A 23,737-nucleotide genomic window follows, 5' to 3' on the forward strand; every position below is an offset into this window, starting at 1 on the left:
CATTACTTCGCTAGCAGTTCTTTCACTGTTGAAACTAGATTGTCAACTGACACTTCTAATGACTCCCCAGTTTTGCGTACTTTTACTTCTACAATCCCTTCAGATGCACGTTTACCAACTGTTACTCGAACAGGAAGACCAATTAAATCTGAATCTGCAAATTTTACTCCTGCACGCTCTTGGCGGTCATCTAACAGCACTTCAAAGCGATTATCTAATAACTCATTATATAATTTCTCACCTAGTTCACGCTGTTCATCATTTTTCACGTTAACTGGAATAACGTGCACTTGATAAGGCGTAACAGCTTCTGGCCATAGAAGACCGTTCTCATCATTAAATTGTTCTGCAATCGCAGCTACTGTACGAGAAACACCAATACCATAGCAGCCCATAATCATTGGCTGGTTGCGTCCGTTCTCATCTAGATACGTTGCTCCCATCGCTTCACTGTAGCGAGTTCCTAGCTTAAAGACGTGTCCGACTTCAATACCTTTAGCGAACTTAATAACGCCTTGTCCATCCGGTGACTGATCCCCTTCTTGGATGAAGCGGAAATCTTCGTAAGTTGCATTAAAGTTACGTTCATTCACATTTGTGTAGTGATAACCTTCTTCATTTGCTCCGCATACACCGTTAGCAATTGCTTTTACAGCATGATCAGCTACCACTTCTACTGAATCACTTACTCCAATCGGTCCTACTGAACCAACTGCGCATTTTAATACTTCTTTTGTTTCTTCTGGAGTTGCCAGTTCAACAACGGAAGCTTCAAAATAGTTTTTCACTTTAATATCGTTTACTTCGTGATCCCCGCGAACAAGTACAAGCACAAAACGATCATCTACTTTAAATAAAAGGGACTTGATACAAGAAGTCGCTTCAACATTTAAGAAAGCAGCTACGTCTTCAATGCTATGCTGATTTGGTGTTTCTACCTTTGTTAATTCTTTTTCAGCTTCACCTGATTTTTCATACGTATTTACAACCGGTGCCATTTCAACATTTGCTGCATAAGAAGATGTATCTGAATAAGCAATTGTATCTTCCCCGATTTCAGAAAGAACCATAAATTCATGCGTATCTTTTCCGCCCATTGCACCTGAATCAGCGATAACCGCACGGAAATTTAATCCGCAGCGCTCAAAGATGCGGCTGTAGGCAGCAAACATTTTGTCATATACTTCATCTAAACTTTCTTGAGAAGCATGAAACGAATATGCATCTTTCATAATAAATTCACGACCGCGTAATAAGCCAAAGCGTGGACGTTTTTCATCGCGGAACTTCGTTTGAATTTGATATAAATTCAGCGGTAAACGTTTGTATGACTTCACTTCGTCACGAAGCAAGCTTGTGATAACTTCTTCGTGTGTTGCTCCCAAAGCAAATTCACGGCCGTGACGATCTTTCATACGCATTAACTCAGGTCCATATGAATACCAGCGGCCAGACTCTTGCCACAATTCAGCTTGTTGTAAAGCAGGCATTAATAATTCGACAGAACCTGCACGGTCCATCTCTTCACGAACAATTTGTTCAACTTTTTGCAATACGCGCTTACCAAGCGGTAAAAAGCTGTACACGCCGCTTGCATTTTGGCGCATATAACCTGCGCGCAATAGAAGCTGATGGCTTTTTATATCCGCATCAGCTGGCACTTCTCTTAATGTAGGAATCAATGTAGAACTTTGTCTCATAACCTCGCACCTCTTTGCTTACTTCTCTATCTTATTTTTTTTAGGCGGACCATGCCGCAATTTTCATATAATCAGCGAGGGAATATCCCTCGCTGAGCGTATGTCTTATAAAAAGAACTTTTGAATATCGTTCCACGTTACAACGAGCATCAGCAGCATTAATAAAGCAAAACCGATAAAATGAACAATGCCTTCTTTTTGACGATCAATTGGCTTACCGCGAATTCCTTCTACAGCGAAGAACAATAGTCGTCCTCCATCTAAAGCAGGAAGTGGAAGCAAATTGACAATCCCTAAGTTAATACTTAAAACGGCTGCCCATTTCATTAAATAATAAATGCCTGACTGTGCTACTTGATCGGTTGCTGCGTAAATACCTACAGGACCAGAAAGCATATCCAATTTGAACTGTCCTGTCACAAGCTTCCCTAGACCCGTTAAGATTTCTTTCATCCACGTATATGTTTCAGTAGCTCCGTGCGTGATCGAACCAATGAATGACTTTTCAACCGGTGCATATACGCCAATTAGTCCAATTGTCTGTTCCCCAACTTTGCGACTTTCAGGTGTAATCGGAATATCTAGCGTTTTGCCGCCGCGCTGAACCGTGAATGTAATTTGCTGTTCAGGATGTTTTTGAATTACTTTTACGACATCATCCCACGTTGAAACACTTTGTCCATCAATTGCTTGAACTTTATCTCCTTGTTTAAGTCCCGCATCAACGGCTACTCCATCTGATGTTAATTTGCCCATCACGGGTTTGTCAACAACATATCCTTGAGAAATCCCAAGAACGATAAAAATAACAAAGGCTAATATAAAGTTCATTAGCGGACCAGCGAAAATGGCTAGCGCACGCTGACCAAGAGTTTTGGAAGCAAACTGACGGCTGTAAGGTGCAATTTGAATTTCTTCTCCGTCCATAACGAAGTAAGATTCTTCTGCTACCTCGAATTTTTGCAGACGTTCATCTTCACCTTCTTCATAACCTGAAATAAATAGATTATGCTCTAAGTCTGCTTGCTCTACCTCAATAACTTTTGCATTTGGATGCTGTTCCTTGTTGTTAATAATGACTTTATTTACTTTGCCTTCCTTATCAAACATGAGGCCCACCATTTGACCAGGCTTAACTTCGATCATTTCTGGGTCTTCTCCAGCCATTCGAACAAATCCACCTAGAGGCAGCAATCGAATGGTATAAACTGTTTCATCTCGTTTAAATGAAAAGATTTTGGGACCAAACCCAATGGCAAACTCACGGCATAAGATGCCTGCACGCTTTGCAAAAACTAAATGACCAAGCTCATGAAAGAATACAAGAGCTCCAAAAATGACGACAAACGCAATGACTGTGTTCAATGGGTATTACCCCCTTCATGTAATAGAGTCAAACCTCCACCCACCAGAAATAAATGAGTGGCTTCTCTCGCACGCACATTATCGAGAGATGGCGGATCTAACAAACTCTCTTGCTTCTAAATCTACTTCTTTAATAGTAGATAAACAAGGTTTCTGTATTACAGTATGTTCATTCATTGCTTTTTCAATCACATCTTCAATTTGTAAAAATGTAATGTGACCATCTAGAAAGGCTTGAACAGCTTCTTCATTAGCTGCATTTAAAACAGTCGGAAGTGTTCCACCCGCTTTGCCAGCCTCAAATGCAAAAGCTAAACAGCGAAAACGCTCTTCATCCATTTTAGCGAAGTGAAGCTGGCCAATATCCGCCAAACTTAAACGCTTGGTATTGGGCAAAGACATGCGTTTTGGATACGTTAACGCGTATTGAATTGGCACGCGCATATCAGGCGTTCCAAGCTGAGCAATAACGCTTGTATCAGAATACTCTACCATAGAATGAATGATGCTTTCCTTATGTAACAATACATCAATTTTCTCATAGGGAAGATCAAAAAGCCAATGTGCTTCAATCACTTCTAGTCCCTTATTCATCATCGTTGCCGAATCAATTGTAATTTTAGCTCCCATTGACCAGTTTGGATGATTTAACGCATCTTCAACCGTTACTCCCTGTAGTTCTGCTCTCGTCTTATCTCGAAAGCTCCCTCCAGAAGCCGTTAAAATTAAACGGTCTATTGCTTTTTGATCTTGCCCTTGCAAACTTTGAAAAATAGCTGAGTGCTCACTGTCTACCGGTAAAATATCAGCGCCATATTCCTTGGCTGCTTCCATGACAAGGTGACCAGCGGTAACAAGTGTCTCCTTATTTGCAATAGCAATCGTTTTTCTCATTTTGATTGCTTCTAGCGTAGGAGTTAACCCTACACTTCCAAGAACAGCATTTACTAAAACTTCTGTGGATGGATGAGTTGCCACTTCCACAAGCCCTTCTTCTCCATAAACAAATCGAATAGAAGGGAATTCCGCTTGCAGTGACAGACAATCTTCTTTCTTCATCACAGAAACAAGGGCTGGCTTACACTGCTGAATAATCTTTCTTGCTTCATTAATATTTCGACCTACAGAGATTGCTGAGAGCTCAAAATGCTCCGGATGCGCTCGAACAATATCAACGGTTTGAGTACCAATTGAACCTGTAGCTCCTAACAAGGAAATTTTCTTCAAGTATATTCACTCCTATTAAAACAAAGACATCTTTTTTATAGAGATAATAAAAAAGCTAAAATTGGCATGATGAACATTAAACTGTCAAAACGGTCTAAAATCCCACCATGACCCGGTAAAATCTTTCCTGAATCTTTTACACCATAGTGACGTTTGAACGCTGATTGTACAAGATCACCCATCTGTCCAAATAACGATACGATAATACCAATTACAAGTAGTTCGATCATAGTTTGATCAATATTTGCTAACAGCTTAAATACAATAGCTACTATAATAGCGCATACGACGCCACCAACAAAACCTTCAATTGTTTTATTGGGACTGATTTCCGGCCATAGCTTTCGTTTCCCCATTGCTCGTCCAATAAAATAAGCTCCGGAATCCGTCGCCCAAATAATAAGAAAAGCAAAGAACAAATAAGCTAACCCGAACTCTTGACGAACCTCGATAAAATAATGAAAGCCAAAGCCAACATATACTGTCGTTAACAAAATAAACCCAACGTCATCGAAGGTAAATTTATTTTTAACTATAACCGTGTACATTAATAAAAGAAGGACAGCAGCAAGCGCTACTTCTATCTTATGTTCACTTAAGAATTGAAATGCAACATCTCTTCCATTTGGTAGTAAAAACACCCAGGTTAGCAATAAACTAATGATACTTGGAAAAGACATTGCTTTCAAATGTTTCATTTTTAAAAGCTCAATTACACCAACTGTTCCGATTACATACATGATAAGGGTAAAAGGTAACCCTCCAATTAAAACAATCGGCACAAATACCGCAAGTGCTACAATCGCGGTGATAATGCGCTGTTTCATCTTGTTTTCCACACCTTCTTATACACCACCAAAGCGACGACCGCGCTTTTGAAACGCCTCGACTGCTTCGATTAAATGATTTTCTTTAAAATCTGGCCATAATACTTCTGTAAACCAAAACTCTGTGTAAGCTAGCTGCCAAAGCATAAAATTACTTAAGCGAAGCTCACCGCTTGTACGAATAAGCAAATCCGGATCTGGAAGGCTTTTGCTCATTAAATAGGAAGAAAATAAATTTTCTGAAATAGAAGAGGAAGCTACTTTTCCCTGTTCTACATCTTCTACCAATGACTGAATAGCGCCCATGATTTCGTGACGGCTACCGTAATTGAGCGCGAAGTTTAAAATCAGCCCTGTGTTATGCTTTGTTTTTTCAATTGCGTTATCCACGGCTCGAATCGTATGGGCAGGGAGCTCACTTTTATCCCCCATAATACGAACTTGCACATTTTTTTCAATTAGCTCAGGCAGAAAGGTTGTTAAAAATTCCTCTGGCAGTTTCATTAAAAACTCGACTTCAGTTTTGGGGCGCTTCCAATTTTCAGTGGAAAATGCATATAAAGTTAATACTTTAACACCTAATTCATTGGCCAATCTGGTCACATGACGCACTACCTTCATTCCTTCATGATGGCCCATCATGCGAGGAAGAGCTCGTTTTTGCGCCCAACGACCGTTCCCATCCATAATAATTGCAATATGTTCAGGAACAGGGTGCTGTTTCACTTGATCTTTTCGTTCTGACAAAGACAGTGTATTTAAATCTTGACTTTTCTTCCATGCTTGAAATTTTCTTAACATGCAAAGGTCCCCCGTTGTACGCTCTCACATAAACGTGTGGCTTATGTGAGTTTTTTCTTACTACACATTATTAACAAAAAAACCCCCTGTAAACAATAGAGGGTCTTTTACAATATATTTTACCTTGAAATGACTTAAACTGCCATAATTTCTTCTTCTTTATCTTTCGCCACTTTATCCACTTTTACGATATGGTCATCTGTTAGTTTTTGAATGTCATCACTGTAGCCGCGTAAATCGTCTTCAGTAATTTCACCTTTTTTCTCTAACTTTTTGAAATCATCGTTTGCATCACGGCGTACGTTACGAACCGCAACTTTTGCTTCTTCAGCATATTTTTTCACCATTTTCACTAACTCACGACGACGTTCTTCCGTTAAAGCAGGAATCGATAAACGGATAATAGTTCCATCGCTTGTAGGTGTTAACCCTAAGTCAGATTTTAAAATAGCTTTTTCAACTTCACCAATTTGTGATTTGTCATAAGGCTGAATAACAAGCATACGAGCTTCAGGCACGCTTACTTGCGCCAATTGGTTAATTGGTGTTGGTGCACCGTAGTATTCTACCGTTACGCGGTCAAGAAGTGACGCGCTTGCACGTCCAGCACGAATTGATGCTAGTTCGCGGCTAAATGATTGAATTGCTTTTTCCATTCTTTCTTTTGCGTTTTGCAACACTTGTTTTGGCATGTTTATTTCCCCTTTACAATTGTTCCAATGTTTTCGCCTGTAACGGCACGTTTAATATTGCCTTCTTCCGTAATTGAAAAAACAATTAGCGGAATATCATTGTCCATACATAATGAAGAAGCTGTAGAATCCATGACAGCTAGTCCATCTTTTAAAACATCAATATACGTTAATGTTTCGTATTTTACAGCATCAGGTACAAGCTTAGGATCTGCATTATAAACACCATCTACGTTGTTTTTAGCCATTAAGATCACGTCAGCTTCGATTTCAGCTGCACGCAAAGCTGCTGTTGTATCTGTAGAGAAATAAGGGTTTCCTGTACCCGCGGCGAAAATAACAACGCGTTTTTTCTCAAGATGACGAACAGCTTTTCTTCTAATATAAGGCTCTGCTACTTGTCTCATCTCGATAGAAGTCTGAACTCGTGTTTGCACACCAATGTTCTCTAAGCTATCTTGAAGAGCCAAAGAGTTCATTACTGTTGCTAGCATTCCCATATAATCAGCAGCGGCACGATCCATACCCATTTCACTGCCAATTTTACCACGCCAAATGTTTCCACCACCAACGACTACAGCAATTTCCACACCTAATTCATAAACGGCTTTTACTTGTTCAGCAACAGATTTGATGATGGATGGGTTAATACCAAAACCCTCTTCACCAGCTAATGCTTCTCCACTTAACTTTAATACGATACGATTATATTTTGCTTGACTCATGCTTACCTCCATCGTTAACGGTGAGATCTCTTTTGTAAAAAAGGGAACACACAGTGTTCCCTATACGGTCAAACCCTTACTTTTTAACTTGGTTCATTACTTCTTCAGCGAAGTTGTCTTGACGCTTCTCAATACCTTCTCCTACTTCAAAACGAACGAAGCTTTCAACAGTAGCGCCTTTGCTCTCAACGAACTGACGTACTTTTTGATCAGGATTTTTAACAAATGTTTGATCTAGTAAGCAAATATCTTCGAAGAATTTGCCAAGGCGACCTTCAACCATTTTTGCAACGATTTTTTCTGGTTTGCCTTCGTTTAATGCTTGTTGAGTTAATACTTCGCGCTCACGCTCAGTTTCTTCAGCAGAAACTTGGTCACGAGAGATGTATTTAGGGTTGATTGCAGCGATGTGCATAGCAACGTCTTTTGCAACAGCTTCTTCAGTTGTACCAGATAATACTGTTAACACACCGATACGTCCGCCAGCATGTAGGTAAGCACCGAATGCATCAGCATCAGTTTTTGTTGCTACAGCGAAACGACGTAGAGATAATTTTTCTCCGATTGTAGCGATTGCAGAGTTGATGTGTTCTTCAACAGTTGCACCGTTTTCCATTTTTTGAGTAGCAGCTTCAGCAGCGTCAGCTGGTTTGTTAGCTAAGATGTGAGCAGCTAATTCTTTTGTTAATTTTTGGAAACCTTCGTTTTTCGCAACGAAATCAGTTTCAGAGTTAACTTCTAGGATAACAGCTTCGTTACCTTGAGTTTCGATGTAAGTTAGACCTTCAGCAGCAATACGGTCTGATTTTTTAGCAGCTTTTGCAATACCTTTTTCACGTAAGAAATCGATTGCTTGCTCCATATCACCGTTAGTTTCAGTTAACGCTTTTTTACAATCCATCATACCAGCGCCAGTTTTTTCACGTAGTTCTTTTACCATTTGAGCAGTAATTGCCATAATGTGTAGCCTCCTTGTTTGGGTATGTAATTAATGTATATAAATGGGTTAAATCTTTTCAAAAAAAGGTGATAAAAGGCTATTCCCTCTTATCACCTTTCACGGAATTAAGCAGTAGTTGTTTCAGTTTCAACTGCTGTTTCTTCACCTTGTTTAGCTTCTAAAATAGCATCAGCAACTTTAGAAGTTAAAAGTTTAACAGCACGAATTGCATCATCGTTTGCAGGGATTACATAATCAATTTCGTCTGGATCACAGTTAGTGTCTACGATACCAACGATTGGAATGTGTAATTTTTTAGCTTCCGCTACTGCAATACGCTCTTTACGAGGGTCAATGATGAATAATGCATCTGGAAGTTGTTTCATATCTTTAATGCCGCCTAAGAATTTTTCAAGACGCTCTAACTCTTTTTTAAGTTGAACTACTTCTTTCTTAGGTAATACTTCGAAAGTACCGTCTTCTTGCATTTTTTCGATATCTTTTAAACGTTTGATACGTTTTTGGATAGTTGAGAAGTTAGTTAATGTACCACCTAACCAACGTTGGTTAACAAAGTACATACCAGCGCGAGCTGCTTCTTCTTTAACAGAATCTTGAGCTTGTTTTTTCGTACCTACGAATAAAACAGTACCGCCGTCTGCAGCTAATTCTTTAACGAATTTGTACGCTTCTTCTACTTTCTTAACTGTTTTTTGAAGATCGATAATGTAGATGCCGTTACGCTCAGTGAAGATGTATTTCTTCATCTTTGGGTTCCAACGGCGAGTTTGGTGACCGAAATGTACACCAGCTTCTAGTAATTGTTTCATTGAAATTACTGACATGTGTTTTTCCTCCTAATGGTTTTAAGTCTCCTCCGCTCATTTCATCTTCAGCCGAAACTACAAAAAGTAGCACCATCAACCGAATCAACAAGCGTGTGTAATAACACCAAAAACAAATATAGCACACTCCTTTTTCACAAGCAAGCGTTTCATTAAGTTTATTGATGAAATTTCAATAATAATTCAATTTCAGTTTTCCCTCTGTGTAAATGTTTTGCAATTTCTTCGATTGTTAAACCTTTTCTTTTTAAATAAACGGAAAATTCTTTTATCTCTTCACTTGACAAATCTTGAATTTGGTCTGTAGTTAATTCGTCAAAAGATGTGTGTATATGCTTCTGATTTTCTTCTATAGAAAGAAGTTCATGTAGCGACTGGGAAGGCTCACTTTTTAGATCCACCCTTTTAACAGGCACGTCTTCTTCATCTACCAAAGGTGATTTTACGCTGCTTTTTTCCACTTCCGAAGAAAGCGAAGTGGAACGCTCTCGAAGCTGCCTTAAAAACTGCTCGTTTTGTTCCTGAAATTCAGCTAGATATGAACTCATCGCAGCTTCCATTTTATTTATATTTTGCTGGTGCAAGCGTTCAATCCTTTTCACTTTGGTCACTTGCATATATAAAAGAATAATGCAAAACAGTGATAGACCATGAATTAAAAAACTAACTGCGAGTAAAAACCCCATCTTTTTACCTCTTTGTTAAATTATTTTGCTTAAGCTCGTACGCATTTTAAACAGCGCTTTCGAATGAATTTGAGAAATACGTGAAGTAGATAGCCCTAACAGCTGTGCGATTTCTGTGAAAGTCAACTCTTCTTTATAGAATAATGAAACAACGAGCTGCTCTTTTTCATTTAGCTGCTCGATAACTTCAGCAAGCTCTTGATATCGTTCGTCGTTAATTAGCTCCTCTTCAGGAGAGAGCGTTTTTTCATCTTTAATCGTATATTTTTGCTCTCCATCTTCATACTCTTTCGGCTGTTCTTCCATTGACAACACGTTAGCTAAGAAGCCTTCGTTCATCGTATGAACGACATCTGCTTCTGTCATGCCTACTTCTTTTGCAACCTCACTTGGTGCAACTCTGCGCAAGTATCTTTGTTCAAGTGCTTCTGTTGCTTGCTCAATCCTTTTCGTCTTTTCCCTTGCGCTTCTTGATAACCAATCTTCTTTACGAAGCCCGTCTATTATCGCCCCTCGAATTCGAAAAGACGCATATGTATCAAACTTTAAGTCTCTACCGTAATCAAACTTTTCCAAAGCATCGTAAAGGCCGATTAACCCTAAACTACGAAGCTCTTCTTTATGAATATTCTTTGGCAGCCCCACGCTAATCCGCTGAACGTGATAGTTAACAAGCGGCATGTACTTTTTAACAAGCATGTTTCCTGCATGTGAGTCTCTCGTCTCTATCCATTCCTGCCAAATTTTATGTTCTTCAACTTCTTGTATACTTTCCAAGGGTCTTTCAACTCCTTTTTATAGCGCTATTAAACGGTCAGAGCGCGCTTTATATCGTTTTTATCCCTTCGTTAATCGTACGAACCTTTAAAATAGCCGTTTGAGGATCAAATTCAATTGTGCGTCCGTTGTGTCCTCCTGTAGCTTTTGCTGCAATTTCTACATTGTTTCTATGCAGCTCTCTCTCTACTGCTTGAACATTTCGAAGGCCAATTCGCATGACATCATTTCTTGGTTCAAATTGAAACATCTGCGCGCCTCCTGCTATTTTTGCTTTTAACAACTTTCTATGTGCGCCTTGTTTAATCAACATATTTATCAAATCAAAAATGGCTGTATCTGCATATTTAGCTCTATTAAAAGGACATTTAGCCCCGCTTGAATCCGGAAGCATCACATGAGCGAGCCCAGCTACTGAGTGAATAGAGTCATAAACGACAACTCCTACACATGATCCTAATCCCGCTGTTCGAAGCACTGCGGGTGCATGTGTAACATTCATCTCGGCAATTCCTACCTTAATCACTTGTTTATCATCTCTCACGATTCTTCAACTCCTAGAACCTTCAGCGTGATATCCATTATTCGTTTGGCTCACTGGAGGTGGTCTTCTAAAGAGAGCACTTTAGGTAAATTTAGAAGAACAATTAAACGGCTATCTACTTTAACGACTCCGTTTAAGTATTCTACAGCTGTTCCTTCAACTGTTTCAGGCACTGAAGCAATCGTTTTTTCATCAATATCCACTACATCATTTGCTGCATCGACAATCAAACCTGCTTCTACATCATTAAGACGAACCATAATAATACGTGTCAGCTCATGGTTAAGCTGTTCTTGCAAGTTAAAACGAGTGCGCAAATCAATAATCGGTGTAATAACACCGCGAAGATTAATAACACCTTTTACATATTTTTTTACTCCAGGAACACGTGTTATGTGCTGAATCTTTTCAATCGACTGCACTTCTTCTACTGAGATTCCGTACTCCTCGTCTCCCAATTGAAACACAATAATTTTCATGCCTTTCTCCCTTTCTTTTTACAGCATTTGTTATTTAATCAAAGCGTTGCAATCAATGATAAGTGCTACTTGTCCATCGCCTAAAATCGTGGCTCCTGAAATAGCAAACACATCCGGCAGATAATGACCTAAAGATTTTAAAACAATTTCCTGCTGACCGATAAAAGAATCAACAATTAGCCCGGCGGTCTTTTCTCCTTTTTTCACGATGACTACTGAATAATGAGCGCCTTGTACTGAGTTAGGCACAGTGAATAGTTCTTTTAAATCAATAAGAGGAATAATGGCTCCTCGAAAGTCAATAACCTTTTGACCGTGTACATGCATGACCTCTTTCGGCTGAACAATAGCTGTTTCAATAATCGAAGAAAGCGGCAAGGCATAGCGCTCTTCACTCATTTGCACGAGTAAAGCAGAAATGATAGACAGAGTGAGCGGCAGTTGAATAGAAAAACGCGAACCGTATCCTTCGTTAGAATCGATCGTTACAGAACCCCCTAGCGATTCAATCGTGTTTTTCACGACATCTAAACCTACTCCTCGTCCGGAAACATCTGAAATTTGCTCAGCCGTCGAAAAGCCCGAAGCGAAAATGAGCTCGTACACTTGTTTATCCGTCAGCGTTTCAGCTGTTTTCTCATCAATAATTCCTCGATCTAACGCTTTTTGCAGTATCTTTTCACGATTGATGCCCGCCCCGTCATCTTCTAAATCAATAAAGACATGATTTCCGCTATGATAAGCTTTAAGGCGAATCGTTCCCTTTTCATTCTTTCCGTTCTCTAAGCGTGCTTGAGGCATTTCAATTCCGTGGTCAACGGCATTTCTTAATAAGTGAACAAGCGGATCTCCAATTTCATCAATGACGGTCCGGTCCAGCTCTGTATCAGCTCCGACAATTTGAAGTTCAATTTGTTTCCCTAAATCTTTTGAAAGCTGTCTCACCATACGGGGAAAACGATTAAAAACGGTTTCTACAGGCACCATACGCATATTTAAAATAATCGTTTGCAAATCTCCAGAAATACGAGACATCCGCTCTACCGTTTCGTCTAATTCGCTATTATTCAATTCTTTTGATATTTGTTCTAACCTGCCTCTATCAATAACTAGTTCTTCAAACAAGTTCATGAGACTGTCCAAACGGTCAATATTAACTCGAATCGTCTTGTTATTTGAGGGCTGTCTTTTCTCTTCAACAGGCGATTTAGAAGGTGCTGACACAGTAACTTCCTGTATCGCTGCTGCTACTTCTGGTGAAACAAGCTCCTCCATTTCTGTCTCCTTTTTCACGGGGACCGCAGCAATTTTCACACTTTCTACTTCAGAGACTTCCATGAGGCTCGCCTGCAGCTTTTCTTGTGATTCGTTTGTTACTAATATAACGATAAAAGACGATTCAAATTTTTCTTGTTCGATATCTTGAACAGTTGGCGCTGACTTAATAACGTCTCCTGCTTGCTCTAACACATCAAATACCATATAAGCGCGTGCAGCTTTTAATAAGCAGGTGCGTTCAAGCTGTACGGTTATTTCAAACGAGTTAAACCCTTGGTCTGCTGTTTGGCTGAGCAGCGTTTGTACTAATTCATCGTACTCAATCGAAGAAGCTGCATGCTGTGCTACGGGTTCCTCTGCTACAATACGCTGCAGCTTTTGAACAAGCAATTTGACATCAAGCTGACCATCGCCGCCTTCAGAAATAGATTGAACCATTATTTCTAGCGCATCGACTGATTCAAACAAAGCATCAAGAACTTCCGTATGAACGTCGAGTTGGTGATTTCGAACAGCATCTAACACGTTTTCCATTTTGTGAGTTAATTGTGCTAAATCATCAAATCCCATTGTTGCAGACATACCTTTTAACGTATGAGCAGACCGAAAAATTTCGTTTACATAGCCAAGATCATCGGTATTTTTTTCAAAACGTATTAGCTGGTCATTAACGTTTTGAAGATGTTCCCTGCTTTCTTCAATAAACACTTCTAGATATTGATTCATATCCATCGTAACTTCCCCTCCTATTTCTGTGCGTAGCGAGAAATAAAGCTTCCAACGTTTCTCAGCGGTTCAATATAATCAACAAGTTTTGTAGAAACGGCTGATTTGGGCATCCCATAAATGACAGCAGTTTCCTCAGATTCAGCTAGTACAAGCACATCTTTATTTTTCTTTAACTCAATCACGCCTTCCGTTCCATCCGCCCCCATTCCCGTCAACACAATGGCAAGCGTTTGATAACCTGAAATTTTACTAATCGACTGAAACAAACGATCCACTGAGGGGCGATGTCCCTTTACAGGTGAAGAAGTATCTAAACAAATGCTGAGCTGTCCTTTTTTCTCTACAACCGTCATATGAAAACCTCCAGGCGCAATATACGCACATCCTGAGCGAACGATTTCATTGTCTTTTGCTTCTTTCACTTCAATATCAGACAGCTGATTTAATCTAGCTGCTAATGATTTTGTAAAATTTGACGGCATATGCTGCACAATAAAAATAGGTGCGTTTATGTCTTTTGAAACAGTTGATAATACTTCTTGCAGTGCACGCGGTCCTCCAGTAGAAGTGCCAATACAAATCATTTTGTTCACTTTCGTCCCCATCGGGAGGTTATATACACTGCTGTTTTGCGCGTGCTGATGACTGCTTGAAGATATGTTGGCTTTACTAGCAAGCAATAGTTTAGAGATAAGCTCATCTTTCACTTTATGTAAGTCCAGCGAAATAGCTCCCGAAGGTTTAGCAACAAAATCAACTGCGCCGTACTGCATAGCGGTCAGCGTATTTTCAGCACCTTCTATTGTTGTACTCGATAACATGACAACAGGAAGGGGCTTCACGCGCATGAGCTGTTTTAACATATCTAAGCCATTCATTTTGGGCATTTCAATATCAAGTGTCACAATGTCTGGCGACAGCTCGAGCGCTTTTTTCAACCCTTCTTCACCATTACGTGCGGTACCCACAACGTGAAAACGACTGTCACATGCTAAAAAATCGCCGATTAGCTTTCGCATAAATGCAGAATCATCTACAATAAGCACCTTTATTTCATTCACTCTAATTTCCTACCTTTCAAGAAAAAATCGTTTGAGGCGCCGAATAAACATTCCCTCGTTTTTAGCCGTTATCCTATTGTCGTGGGGAATAAGAATACTCACCATTTCTATTAGTGCTATACTTGCTTTAGATGCTGGATTTTGAAGCAAAAAAGGCATTTGGGGATTGACCGCTTTCTGGACAGCTTGATCGTTTGGTACAATACCTAATAGAGAAATAGATATGTTCAAAAACTGCTGAACAGCTCGGTTAAATCGTTCATACGTCTCATTTCCTTCTTTGTCAGAAAGCGTTTTGTTAATAATAAGACGAACCGGTGCTGATACAGAATAGGAAGCTGCTAGCTTAATAGCAGCGTAGGCATCTGTTATAGATGTAGGTTCTGGTGTTGTGACCACGATCATTTCATCTACAGCTTTTAAAAACTTAAGCACACTCTCTGACATGCCCGCTCCCATATCAAAAATCATATAATCATATTGATTTGTTAACGAATTTAATTCTTGTATTAAATGAGCAAGATCTGATGGAGACCATTCAAATACAGAGGAAATTCCTGTTCCACCAGCCACATAAGCTAAATTTTGAGGACCTTTTTTAATAATTTGCTGGATGGAAAGCTTTTTTTCCAGCAAATCAACCATCGTATATGAAGCAGTTTGACCAATCAGAATATCAATATTTCCCATCCCTATATCCATGTCAAAAAGAAGAACTCTTTGCTTTTGCTTCGTTAGTGCAAGAGATAAGTTTAATGATAGATTCGACTTTCCAACTCCTCCTTTTCCGCTTAACACGGCTAGTGTTTTACAATTCCTTAAAGAGTTTTGATGCTTCTTTAACACTTTTTCTCTTAAAACTGCTGCTTGATCATTCATCTTTCCAATCTCCAAACACATCGTCAATAAACTCTTTTATTTTAAATGCCGAAACATCTTCTGGTACATCCTGCCCGTTTGTTGTAAAAGCAGCTCGCTTGCCGTAATGATATAACATATTTAAAAGCGAGCCTTTGTGGGTTGTTTCATCTTGCTTCGTAAAAATCAAGTGATCAACAGGCAGACTAGCAAAACGTTCATATACAGCTTTCATATCTGATACTTTTGACGTTAGTGCTAAAACAAGAAACGTTTGCAAATCTTCTTGAAACGTAATAATTTTCTTTAAATCATTTACATATTGCTGTTCCAAAAAGTTACGGCCTGCTGTGTCAATAAAAATCACATCGTATGCTTCCGTTTCTAGCAAAGCTTTTTTAAAATCTGCTCCGTTATAACAAATCGTTAAAGGAGCATTCAAGATCGAAGCGTACGTCTTGAGCTGCTCAATCGCTGAAATTCTATACGTGTCAGTTGTAATAAATGCTATTTTTTGATTGTATTCCAGGACACACTTTGCGGCCAATTTAGCAAGAGTTGTTGTTTTACCGACACCTGTTGGTCCTACTACACTTACATATTTTTTGAAAGGGCCGCTCCATTCACTTGCTTTAAACTGATTGACAAACCAGCTCTTCGTCCACTCCATAAGTTGGTTTGAGTGAGGGCGATGTAAGTAGTAGTACTCTAGCATAGGAGCCTCTATGCTTTTTAAAATAGCTTCGTCTATTTCTTGCAAACGCAAATAGGCAAGCACATCCTCCACTGCTTTTGGATATGAACCTGAAGAAACCTTTGGCTTTTGATTCATTTGTGAGAGAAGAGTATTTAACTCACTGAGCTGCTGCTTCATAAAAGATTGATTATCTTCCATACTGGGTTCTGGCGGCGATGAGTTCTTCTTTACGCTCAGCCTTTCTACAGAATCGACAGCTGCCAATACTTCTATTTTTGCCTTAGTAAATAAGCCAAGAAACCCTCCTGTTCGAATTTGTTTTGAATGTAAAATAACCGCTTCCTCACCTAAATCTGAACGAATGGCTTTCATAGCTTGCGGCATAGATGCTACTACGTATTTTTTTACTTTCATCAGATATCCACCACTCCAACACTTTGAACTTCAACATTTGCTTCTAGCTCGTTATATGATAAAACCGCCATATGAGGAAAATACCGCTCAGTGATTTGACGCACGTACATCCTCACCGCAGGAGAACATAACACAATTGGAGACTGTTCTTGAAAAGAAAGTGTTTCTGTTTGATTGGCTATACTTTCTACGATAGCTTGTGAAACGCTAGGGTCTAGTGATAAATAATTCCCATGCTCCGTTTGTTGAACAGCTTCAGCCATCGTTTTTTCAACTTTTCCTGAAAGGGTAAGAACTCGAAGCAGACCTTCTTGGACCGTGTATTGACTGGTAATTTGTCTTGCGAGTCCTTGCCGGACATATTCAGTTAACAAATCGGTGTCTGACGTCATTTTGCCGTAGTCGGCCAGCACCTCAAAAATAATGGGTAAATTTCGAATTGAGACGCTTTCTTTTAAAAGCTTTGCCAGTACCCTTTGAATGTCTCCAACAGAAAGCGGATTAGGCGTTACTTCCTCAATTAATATAGGATACGTTTCTTTTGTGTGATCGATTAGTTGCTTTGTCTCCTGCCTTCCAATCAGCTCATGCGCATACGATTTTATAACTTCTGTTATGTGCGTAGACACAACCGACGGTGGGTCAACAACGGTATACCCGAACATCTCAGCCTGCTCCTTCACCGACTCACTAATCCATTTTGCAGGCATTTTAAAAGCTGGCTCTAACGTATCAATTCCTTCAATCAAATCATCATCCATTCCCGGACTGATTGCTAAGTAGTGATCGAGCAGCAGCTCCCCTTTTGCCACTTCATTGCCCTTTATTTTAAGACAGTATTCGTTGGGCTGAAGCTGAATGTTGTCTCTGATGCGAACAACCGGAATGACCAATCCTAGCTCAAGTGCCAGCTGTCGCCTAATCATCACAATTCGATCAAGCAGATCGCCTCCTTGATTCGTATCAGCAAGCGGAATTAATGCATACCCAAATTCAAATTCAATTGGATCAACGCTTAATAGATTGACAACACTCTCCGGACTTTTCATTTCATTGTCTTCAAGCTCTTCTTCAGTAGGCGCCATTTCTTCACGAACCGCCTGATGCTTAGCCCGAGACAAATAATAGCCTCCCACTCCTAACAAAATAGCAATAGGCATTGTAATAACATCATTAATTGGCGTAATTAAACCAAGAGCCGCAATCGTTCCTCCAGTGACATAAAGCATAACGGGAAAAGCAAACAGCTGCTGGGTAATATCTTCGCTCAAATTGCCTGTTGAAGCAGCTCTAGTGACGATAATACCTGTCGCTGTTGAAATCATAAGAGCTGGAATTTGACTCACTAACCCATCGCCTACTGTTAACAAAGTAAAGGTTTGGGATGCTTCAGTGATGGACATTCCCATTTGCAGCATGCCGATAATAATTCCAAACAAGATATTAATAAGGGTAATGACAATCCCTGCAATGGCATCACCTTTGACGAATTTACTAGCTCCATCCATTGCTCCGTAAAAATCTGCTTCGCGCTGAATTTTTTCACGGCGGTCAATTGCTTGCTTTTCTGAAATCATACCTGCATTTAAATCTGCATCAATACTCATTTGTTTACCCGGCATCGCATCTAAAGTAAAGCGTGCGGCTACTTCAGAAACACGCTCCGCTCCTTTTGTAATAACGAGAAACTGAATGATAATTAAAATAATGAAGACAACAAAGCCCACTAACGGATTGCCTCCAATAACGAAGTGGCCAAATGTTTCCACCACTCCGCCTGCTTCTCCTGTTCCTAAGATTGAACGTGTTGTCGATACATTCAAACCTAATCGAAACAGCGTAAGAACCAGCAGCAAAGACGGAAATACCGATAGCTCTAAAGGTTCTTTCATATTCATGGAAACGAGCAGTACAAGCAGCGCAAGAGAAATGTTAATCATGATTAAAATACTTAATAACCATGAAGGCAACGGAATAACAAGCATGACGATAATGAGTACAACACCTATAACAACTGGCAGTTCTCTTGCAGACATTAATTTTTCTCTCCTTACAATAGCGTAACGTTACATTTTATTTTGAATGCGGTATACGTAAGCTAATATTTCAGCCACCGCTTTAAAAAATTCTTCGGGTACTGCATCTCCTACTTTGGTTTGGTCAAAAAGTGCTCTTGCCAGCGGGCGGTTCTCTACCATGATGATTTCATGGCTTTTGGCAATCCCTTTAATCTTTTGAGCAATAAAATCCACGCCGCTGGCTACAACATAGGGAGCATCCATTTTTTCTTCATCATATTTTAAAGCAATGGCATAATGAGTGGGGTTTGTAATGATGACATCTGCTTTTGGAACTTCTTGCATCATGCGAGACATTGCCATTTCCCGCTGCTTTTGCTTTATTTTTGATTTGATTAGAGGATCCCCTTCAATGTTTTTATGCTCATCTTTGATATCTTGCTTTGACATTCGAATATTTTTCTCGAAATCAAACTTTTGGTACAAATAATCAAGCAGCGATAAAAATAAAAGCATAAGCGAGGCTGCAAGTCCCATTTGAAAAACAAGCTTAGACAGAACAACCAGCGAGTCCCCTATGCTTTTTTGAGATAAATTTAATACATCTTCTATGTGAATCCATAAGATAAAAAACGTGACGGCTCCGATACACATAATTTTCAGCGTTGACTTGATTAGTTCTACCAGCGCTCTCATGGCAAAAATCCGTTTGGCTCCGCTAATAGGGTTAATCTTTTCTAACTTAGGCTGAAGAGCCTCCGTGGAAAAAAGAATGCCAACTTGCATATAATTCGCTCCGAGCGCAGCAATAAAAGCTGCGAGCATAACAGGACCTGCTGCAAGGGCTATTGAAGGAAGAAGGTGCTTAAACATTGCAAATACGCGCTCTGCCGTCACTTCCTCAAGCATATACGTTTGAAAAGCTTCTCTTAACAACTTCATCATTTGCTGTAAAAACTGTTTAGCTCCAAACAAAAAATAAAGAAAAACCATTAAAAGGATGAGCGCAGTTGTAACGTCTTGACTTTTAGCTACCTGTCCTTTTTTTCTAGAGTCTTGCTTTTTTTTAGGTGTAGCTTTTTCCGTTTTTTCTCCCGCGAAAAATTGCAAATCAACTTTTACTAAAAACAAAGCTACACCCCTCCTAATATGCGGATCATCGCGTGCATCGCTTCTATCATTTGTTCAAATATGATTTGCATCATATAAAACATGCTCCCCATCACGACAATCAGCAAAATAAAGGCAACAATAATTTTTACCGGAAATCCCACTACAAAAATATTTAACTGCGGAACGGTTCTTGCGACAATTCCAAGCGCGATATCTACTAAAAATAATGAACCTACCAAAGGTAAAGACATTTGAACAGCTACTAAAAACATCGATGAAAAAACAGTTATGATGTGTGTAGCAAATGCTTGGCTTCCCACAGGGAAGGCTGTTTTGTCTAACGGAATAATTAAATAACTATTATAGATGCCGTCTATTAATAAATGATGTCCATTGGTCGATAATAAAAATAGGAGAGCAAATACATATAAATATTGACCTAGTATCGGACTTTGCGCCCCTGTCTGCGGATCTATTACGTTGGCAATCGCAAACCCAATTTGAAAATCGATGAGACCTCCGGCAATTTGAATAGCCATAATAAATACATACGCAGTCAAACCAATAAACAACCCAACAGCACATTCTTTTACTACTAAAAGTACAAACTGTGCATCTAACGAAACGACGGGTAAATCAATCGTTGTCGCAATAATGACGGATAGAGAGGCAGACAAACCTACCTTATGAACTGCGGGAATCGTTTTGTATGAAAATAGCGGAACCGTGATAAAAAAAGACGTTACCCGCACTAGCACTAGTAAAAACGCGGGATAGGATAAGATCAACTGACTCATAGCTATCCTACGTACCGATACAGATTTGAAAAAATTTCATATGTAAATGAAATCATTTTTGATAACATCCACGGACCAAAAAATACAATCCCTACTAAGACCGCTACAATCTTAGGAACAAAAGCAAGAGTTTGCTCTTGAATTTGGGTAGTTGCTTGAAAAATACTAATAATGAGCCCAACTACAAGGGCCAGCAGCAATAAAGGGCCAGATACAATTAAGATCGTATACACGCCTTTTTCTGCTAACGAAATGACAAATTCTCCATTCATTGTCTATCACCTATTGAAAACTTATTAATAATGATTTAACAACTAAATTCCAGCCGTCAACCAGTACAAATAGTAAAATTTTAAAAGGGAGCGAAATCATAACGGGAGGAAGCATCATCATTCCCATAGACATCAGCACGCTTGCTATAATCATATCGATAATGAGAAAAGGAATAAAAATCATAAATCCAATTTGAAATGCTGTCTTTAGCTCACTGATCGCATAGGCTGGGACGAGCGCCGTTAAGGGAATATCCTGAACAGAGGATGGTCTATCTATATCCGCATATTCTAAAAAAAGAGCTAAATCTTTTTGTCTTGTATGAGCACTCATAAATTCTTTCATCGGTTCAGCTGCTTTTTCATAGGCTTGATTCAGCGTGATTTTTTCTTTTAAAAGCGGCTGAAGCGCCTGTTCATTCACCTGAGAAAAAGTGGGTGCCATAATAAAAAACGTTAAAAACAGCGATAAACCAACTAATATTTGATTAGGAGGCATTTGCTGTGTCCCGAGCGATGTACGTACAAATGACAGCACAATGACAATGCGTGTAAAGCAGGTCATCATAATTAAAATTCCAGGAGCAACCGAAAACACCGTCAGCAGCAACAAGAGCTGAACAGACGTGGAAATATTTGTAGGACTGCTCGAGTTAAAGAGGTTCATCACTTCATTCATCGTTCTTTTTGTTCCTTTCTAACTCTTTTAGTACGTTTTGCCTTTTTATTTTCATTTCATTCATTTCTCTCTGAAAAAGCTGTTGAAAAGAATGACTAGATTTCTCTTCTTTTTTAGAAGTCAATTTTTCTAAAAAAGACGGTAGTACGACTTTATATTCGCTCTCGTTTTTCTGTTGTTCCTCATACTGCGTAAGCAGCTGCTGTTTCTCTTGCCCTGTAATTTCTGAAAGAAGCTGCACATTTTCACCGACTCCAATGATAAAAAGCTGATTTCCAACTTTAACTACTTGTACAGATTTGCTGCTTCCAACATTTGTACCGCCCAAGTTTTGTACTACTTTATTTTTTTGCAGCAGCCTTCCTTTTTTATTGACAAATTTTAAGAGCACAAAAAGCAGCCCAATTACAAGTAAAAACGCGAATATCATCTTCACGATATCTCCAGCTGAAAGCGTAGGTGTCCCCTGGAGTTCAGTTTTTTCTTTTGAATCAGTACTCCCACTCTCTGAACACTTCTCCGTTTTTTCCAAACATTCTTTTACCGATGCAGATCCACTTTCTGCATAGACGATTTGATTTGATCCTGCTAATACGCTTATTAACAGCGCAGCAATTACGAACTTTCGCAGCATTGTCTGCCACCTCTTACTTCAACATAGTGTAAGATTAGCGGGAAAGCCCCGCCAATCTGTTGTTTATCCAATTGCTTTTGAAATTGCCTCTAATACACGATCTGCTTGAAAAGGCTTAACGATAAAATCTTTTGCCCCTGCTTGAATGGCATCAATCACCATTGCCTGCTGGCCCATGGCTGAACACATAATCACCTTAGCATCACTTTTTATGGTTTTAATTTCTTTTAAGGCCGTAATTCCATCCATTTCAGGCATTGTAATATCCATTGTGACAAGATCTGGTGCATGCTCTTTAAATAACTCCACGGCCTGCTGGCCGTCTGCCGCTTCCGCTACTACTTCATATCCATTTTTCGTTAAAATATCTTTGATCATCATGCGCATGAATGCAGCATCATCTACAATTAAAATTCGGTTTCCCATCTCTACTCCTCCTAAAAATCCTTACTTTAGTTTGTTAATACGGTCTCTTTGACTAATAATATCCGTTACGCGAACGCCAAAATTCTCGTCAATGACGACCACTTCACCTTTTGCAATTAATTTGCTATTAATCAAGATATCTACTGGTTCGCCTGCTAGTTTATCAAGTTCAATGATTGCACCAGAAGATAATGCTAAAATCTCTTGAACCGTTCGCTTAGTCCTTCCAAGCTCCACGGTAACTTGAAGCGGTATATCAAGCAGCATGTCTAAATTTCGTGAATCCCCTTGAGGAGAAGACACGTGCTCGAACTCTGCAAACGATGCGGGCTGAACATCAACTGATACATGACCAGGTTCTGCCTGCTGCGTTTCTTCATGCTGTATGTATTCAGCTGCCGGCGGTTCTGTTTGCTTTTCGTTAAGATCTGATTCTTTTTCAATAGAAGCTGCCGTATCTTCTGCGCTTGGAACTAAGAGCTCTTCCACCAAGCTTTTGGCAAAAGATATCGATAAAAGCTGCATAATATTCGAATCGATTAATGTGCCTACCTTCAAATTAAAAGAGACCTTTACAAAGACGTCATCTTGGGGAATCAGCTCTGTGCCTTCCCCTTTTTGAATATTTAAAATATCTAAGCTCGGCGGAGAGATATCAATTTTCTTTTGAAATACCGTAGACATAGACGTCGCTGCAGAACCCATCATTTGATTCATCGCTTCCTGCACTGCACTCAGCTTAATTTCATCCATGATTTCCGTCGGATTCTCTCCCGTTCCACCAAGCATCAAATCTGAAATAACAGCTGCATCTTCATGTTTAATAACTAACAAATTCGTACCAGAAAAGCCTTCCGTATACTGAACTTGCACAGCGACATGAGGATTTGGAAATTCATCCGTCAGCTCTTCTTTATATACGAGCGATACAAACGGTGTGGTAATATCGACTTTTTGATTCAATAAAGCCGATAGCGCTGTTGCTGAACTGCCAAACGAAATATTTCCAATTTCGCCAAGCGCATCTTTTTCCATTTCCGTAAAGTAATCGTCTACTTGACTTGACTTATTCGGCTCTGAGAACTCGTCAAGTGAAGAAGTTCCTTTTAACAACGCAGCAATTTCATCTTGCGAAAGCATGTCATCGTTCATT

Annotated in this window: 25 protein-coding genes; all 25 read right to left on the minus strand. The window is 39.5% G+C overall.

The window, feature by feature from the left end:
- Nucleotides 1-2 precede the first annotated feature (2 nt).
- The 25 genes from MKY06_RS21215 to fliY all read right to left on the minus strand — a co-directional run bounded on the left by MKY06_RS21215 (nt 3) and on the right by fliY (nt 23,736).
- Nucleotides 3-1,700 carry a proline--tRNA ligase gene (locus MKY06_RS21215; protein WP_013058842.1) on the minus strand — a complete coding sequence of 566 codons (1,698 nt, stop codon included), beginning with the start codon at nt 1,698-1,700 and terminating at the stop codon, nt 3-5.
- A 105-nt stretch (nt 1,701-1,805) separates the two neighbouring features.
- Nucleotides 1,806-3,065, minus strand: coding sequence for an RIP metalloprotease RseP (gene rseP, locus MKY06_RS21220; protein WP_025750292.1), 1,260 nt, complete (start codon nt 3,063-3,065; stop codon nt 1,806-1,808).
- A 78-nt stretch (nt 3,066-3,143) separates the two neighbouring features.
- A complete protein-coding gene (gene dxr / locus MKY06_RS21225; protein ID WP_013058844.1) occupies nt 3,144-4,292 on the minus strand; it encodes a 1-deoxy-D-xylulose-5-phosphate reductoisomerase in 1,149 nt (382 codons plus the stop codon).
- A gap of 35 nt (nt 4,293-4,327) precedes the next feature.
- Nucleotides 4,328-5,119, minus strand: a complete 792-nt coding sequence (locus MKY06_RS21230) for a phosphatidate cytidylyltransferase (protein ID WP_029320614.1) — start codon at nt 5,117-5,119, stop codon at nt 4,328-4,330.
- Nucleotides 5,120-5,137: 18 nt separating this feature from the next.
- Nucleotides 5,138-5,920: an isoprenyl transferase gene (locus MKY06_RS21235; RefSeq protein WP_028410833.1), complete on the minus strand. Its 783-nt coding sequence runs from the start codon at nt 5,918-5,920 to the stop codon at nt 5,138-5,140.
- Nucleotides 5,921-6,054: 134 nt separating this feature from the next.
- Nucleotides 6,055-6,612: a ribosome recycling factor gene (gene frr, locus MKY06_RS21240; RefSeq protein WP_013058847.1), complete on the minus strand. Its 558-nt coding sequence runs from the start codon at nt 6,610-6,612 to the stop codon at nt 6,055-6,057.
- Nucleotides 6,613-6,614: 2 nt separating this feature from the next.
- The gene (gene pyrH / locus MKY06_RS21245) at nt 6,615-7,337 is read right to left on the minus strand and encodes a UMP kinase (RefSeq protein WP_013058848.1); all 723 of its coding nucleotides are present in this window, start codon (nt 7,335-7,337) and stop codon (nt 6,615-6,617) included.
- 76 nt (nt 7,338-7,413) lie between these two features.
- A complete protein-coding gene (tsf, locus tag MKY06_RS21250) occupies nt 7,414-8,295 on the minus strand; it encodes a translation elongation factor Ts (RefSeq protein ID WP_013058849.1) in 882 nt (293 codons plus the stop codon).
- A gap of 107 nt (nt 8,296-8,402) precedes the next feature.
- Nucleotides 8,403-9,122, minus strand: coding sequence for a 30S ribosomal protein S2 (gene rpsB / locus MKY06_RS21255; RefSeq protein ID WP_013058850.1), 720 nt, complete (start codon nt 9,120-9,122; stop codon nt 8,403-8,405).
- Between the two features lie 158 nt (nt 9,123-9,280).
- Nucleotides 9,281-9,808 carry a hypothetical protein gene (locus MKY06_RS21260; protein ID WP_098279089.1) on the minus strand — a complete coding sequence of 176 codons (528 nt, stop codon included), beginning with the start codon at nt 9,806-9,808 and terminating at the stop codon, nt 9,281-9,283.
- 15 nt (nt 9,809-9,823) lie between these two features.
- Nucleotides 9,824-10,585 (minus strand): FliA/WhiG family RNA polymerase sigma factor, encoded by a 762-nt coding sequence (locus MKY06_RS21265; RefSeq protein WP_013058852.1) that lies wholly within the window; start codon nt 10,583-10,585, stop codon nt 9,824-9,826.
- Between the two features lie 49 nt (nt 10,586-10,634).
- Nucleotides 10,635-11,129 (minus strand): chemotaxis protein CheD, encoded by a 495-nt coding sequence (locus MKY06_RS21270; RefSeq protein WP_013058853.1) that lies wholly within the window; start codon nt 11,127-11,129, stop codon nt 10,635-10,637.
- Nucleotides 11,130-11,179: 50 nt separating this feature from the next.
- Nucleotides 11,180-11,608 (minus strand): chemotaxis protein CheW, encoded by a 429-nt coding sequence (locus tag MKY06_RS21275; protein WP_013058854.1) that lies wholly within the window; start codon nt 11,606-11,608, stop codon nt 11,180-11,182.
- A 30-nt stretch (nt 11,609-11,638) separates the two neighbouring features.
- A complete protein-coding gene (locus MKY06_RS21280; protein WP_098279088.1) occupies nt 11,639-13,618 on the minus strand; it encodes a chemotaxis protein CheA in 1,980 nt (659 codons plus the stop codon).
- 14 nt (nt 13,619-13,632) lie between these two features.
- Nucleotides 13,633-14,676, minus strand: a complete 1,044-nt coding sequence (locus MKY06_RS21285) for a protein-glutamate methylesterase/protein-glutamine glutaminase (RefSeq protein WP_098279087.1) — start codon at nt 14,674-14,676, stop codon at nt 13,633-13,635.
- Between the two features lie 9 nt (nt 14,677-14,685).
- Nucleotides 14,686-15,555: a MinD/ParA family protein gene (locus MKY06_RS21290; protein WP_098279086.1), complete on the minus strand. Its 870-nt coding sequence runs from the start codon at nt 15,553-15,555 to the stop codon at nt 14,686-14,688.
- Nucleotides 15,548-16,645: a flagellar biosynthesis protein FlhF gene (gene flhF, locus MKY06_RS21295; RefSeq protein ID WP_029320603.1), complete on the minus strand. Its 1,098-nt coding sequence runs from the start codon at nt 16,643-16,645 to the stop codon at nt 15,548-15,550. Before flhF ends, MKY06_RS21290 begins: the two co-directional genes overlap by 8 nt.
- On the minus strand, nt 16,645-18,681 hold the full coding sequence (gene flhA, locus MKY06_RS21300) for a flagellar biosynthesis protein FlhA (RefSeq protein WP_098279085.1): 2,037 nt from the start codon (nt 18,679-18,681) through the stop codon (nt 16,645-16,647). The genes flhF and flhA overlap by 1 nt, the downstream gene beginning before the upstream one ends.
- Before the next feature lie 30 nt (nt 18,682-18,711).
- Nucleotides 18,712-19,794, minus strand: a complete 1,083-nt coding sequence (flhB, locus tag MKY06_RS21305) for a flagellar biosynthesis protein FlhB (protein WP_013084780.1) — start codon at nt 19,792-19,794, stop codon at nt 18,712-18,714.
- A gap of 2 nt (nt 19,795-19,796) precedes the next feature.
- On the minus strand, nt 19,797-20,573 hold the full coding sequence (gene fliR / locus MKY06_RS21310) for a flagellar biosynthetic protein FliR (RefSeq protein WP_013058861.1): 777 nt from the start codon (nt 20,571-20,573) through the stop codon (nt 19,797-19,799).
- Nucleotides 20,574-20,575: 2 nt separating this feature from the next.
- Nucleotides 20,576-20,845 (minus strand): flagellar biosynthesis protein FliQ, encoded by a 270-nt coding sequence (fliQ, locus tag MKY06_RS21315; RefSeq protein ID WP_016765390.1) that lies wholly within the window; start codon nt 20,843-20,845, stop codon nt 20,576-20,578.
- Between the two features lie 10 nt (nt 20,846-20,855).
- Complete coding sequence (gene fliP / locus MKY06_RS21320; protein WP_013058863.1) at nt 20,856-21,524, minus strand: flagellar type III secretion system pore protein FliP; 669 nt, start codon at nt 21,522-21,524, stop codon at nt 20,856-20,858.
- Nucleotides 21,517-22,158: a flagellar biosynthetic protein FliO gene (locus tag MKY06_RS21325; RefSeq protein ID WP_029320595.1), complete on the minus strand. Its 642-nt coding sequence runs from the start codon at nt 22,156-22,158 to the stop codon at nt 21,517-21,519. Before MKY06_RS21325 ends, fliP begins: the two co-directional genes overlap by 8 nt.
- A gap of 63 nt (nt 22,159-22,221) precedes the next feature.
- The gene (locus MKY06_RS21330) at nt 22,222-22,584 is read right to left on the minus strand and encodes a response regulator (protein ID WP_013058865.1); all 363 of its coding nucleotides are present in this window, start codon (nt 22,582-22,584) and stop codon (nt 22,222-22,224) included.
- Nucleotides 22,585-22,605: 21 nt separating this feature from the next.
- Nucleotides 22,606-23,736, minus strand: a complete 1,131-nt coding sequence (gene fliY, locus MKY06_RS21335; protein WP_025601678.1) for a flagellar motor switch phosphatase FliY — start codon at nt 23,734-23,736, stop codon at nt 22,606-22,608.
- Nucleotide 23,737: the final 1 nt, after the last annotated feature.

This window comes from Priestia sp. FSL P4-0332, assembly GCF_038005845.1.
Taxonomy (GTDB): domain Bacteria; phylum Bacillota; class Bacilli; order Bacillales; family Bacillaceae_H; genus Priestia.

Excerpts from the sequence above, each read along its gene's own strand:
- fliQ (WP_016765390.1), bottom strand. The coding sequence starts at position 20,845 with ATGAATGGAGAATTTGTCATTTCGTTAGCAGAAAAAGGCGTGTATACG.
- fliP (WP_013058863.1), bottom strand. The coding sequence starts at position 21,524 with ATGAATGAAGTGATGAACCTCTTTAACTCGAGCAGTCCTACAAATATT.
- MKY06_RS21215 (WP_013058842.1), bottom strand. The coding sequence starts at position 1,700 with ATGAGACAAAGTTCTACATTGATTCCTACATTAAGAGAAGTGCCAGCT.
- fliR (WP_013058861.1), bottom strand. The coding sequence starts at position 20,573 with ATGAGTCAGTTGATCTTATCCTATCCCGCGTTTTTACTAGTGCTAGTG.
- flhF (WP_029320603.1), bottom strand. The coding sequence starts at position 16,645 with ATGAAAGTAAAAAAATACGTAGTAGCATCTATGCCGCAAGCTATGAAA.
- MKY06_RS21260 (WP_098279089.1), bottom strand. The coding sequence starts at position 9,808 with ATGGGGTTTTTACTCGCAGTTAGTTTTTTAATTCATGGTCTATCACTG.
- flhA (WP_098279085.1), bottom strand. The coding sequence starts at position 18,681 with ATGTCTGCAAGAGAACTGCCAGTTGTTATAGGTGTTGTACTCATTATC.
- MKY06_RS21325 (WP_029320595.1), bottom strand. The coding sequence starts at position 22,158 with ATGCTGCGAAAGTTCGTAATTGCTGCGCTGTTAATAAGCGTATTAGCA.
- tsf (WP_013058849.1), bottom strand. The coding sequence starts at position 8,295 with ATGGCAATTACTGCTCAAATGGTAAAAGAACTACGTGAAAAAACTGGC.
- pyrH (WP_013058848.1), bottom strand. The coding sequence starts at position 7,337 with ATGAGTCAAGCAAAATATAATCGTATCGTATTAAAGTTAAGTGGAGAA.
- MKY06_RS21235 (WP_028410833.1), bottom strand. The coding sequence starts at position 5,920 with ATGTTAAGAAAATTTCAAGCATGGAAGAAAAGTCAAGATTTAAATACA.
- MKY06_RS21290 (WP_098279086.1), bottom strand. The coding sequence starts at position 15,555 with ATGAATGATCAAGCAGCAGTTTTAAGAGAAAAAGTGTTAAAGAAGCAT.
- rpsB (WP_013058850.1), bottom strand. The coding sequence starts at position 9,122 with ATGTCAGTAATTTCAATGAAACAATTACTAGAAGCTGGTGTACATTTC.
- MKY06_RS21330 (WP_013058865.1), bottom strand. The coding sequence starts at position 22,584 with ATGGGAAACCGAATTTTAATTGTAGATGATGCTGCATTCATGCGCATG.
- MKY06_RS21280 (WP_098279088.1), bottom strand. The coding sequence starts at position 13,618 with ATGGATATGAATCAATATCTAGAAGTGTTTATTGAAGAAAGCAGGGAA.
- fliY (WP_025601678.1), bottom strand. The coding sequence starts at position 23,736 with ATGAACGATGACATGCTTTCGCAAGATGAAATTGCTGCGTTGTTAAAA.
- frr (WP_013058847.1), bottom strand. The coding sequence starts at position 6,612 with ATGCCAAAACAAGTGTTGCAAAACGCAAAAGAAAGAATGGAAAAAGCA.
- MKY06_RS21275 (WP_013058854.1), bottom strand. The coding sequence starts at position 11,608 with ATGAAAATTATTGTGTTTCAATTGGGAGACGAGGAGTACGGAATCTCA.
- MKY06_RS21230 (WP_029320614.1), bottom strand. The coding sequence starts at position 5,119 with ATGAAACAGCGCATTATCACCGCGATTGTAGCACTTGCGGTATTTGTG.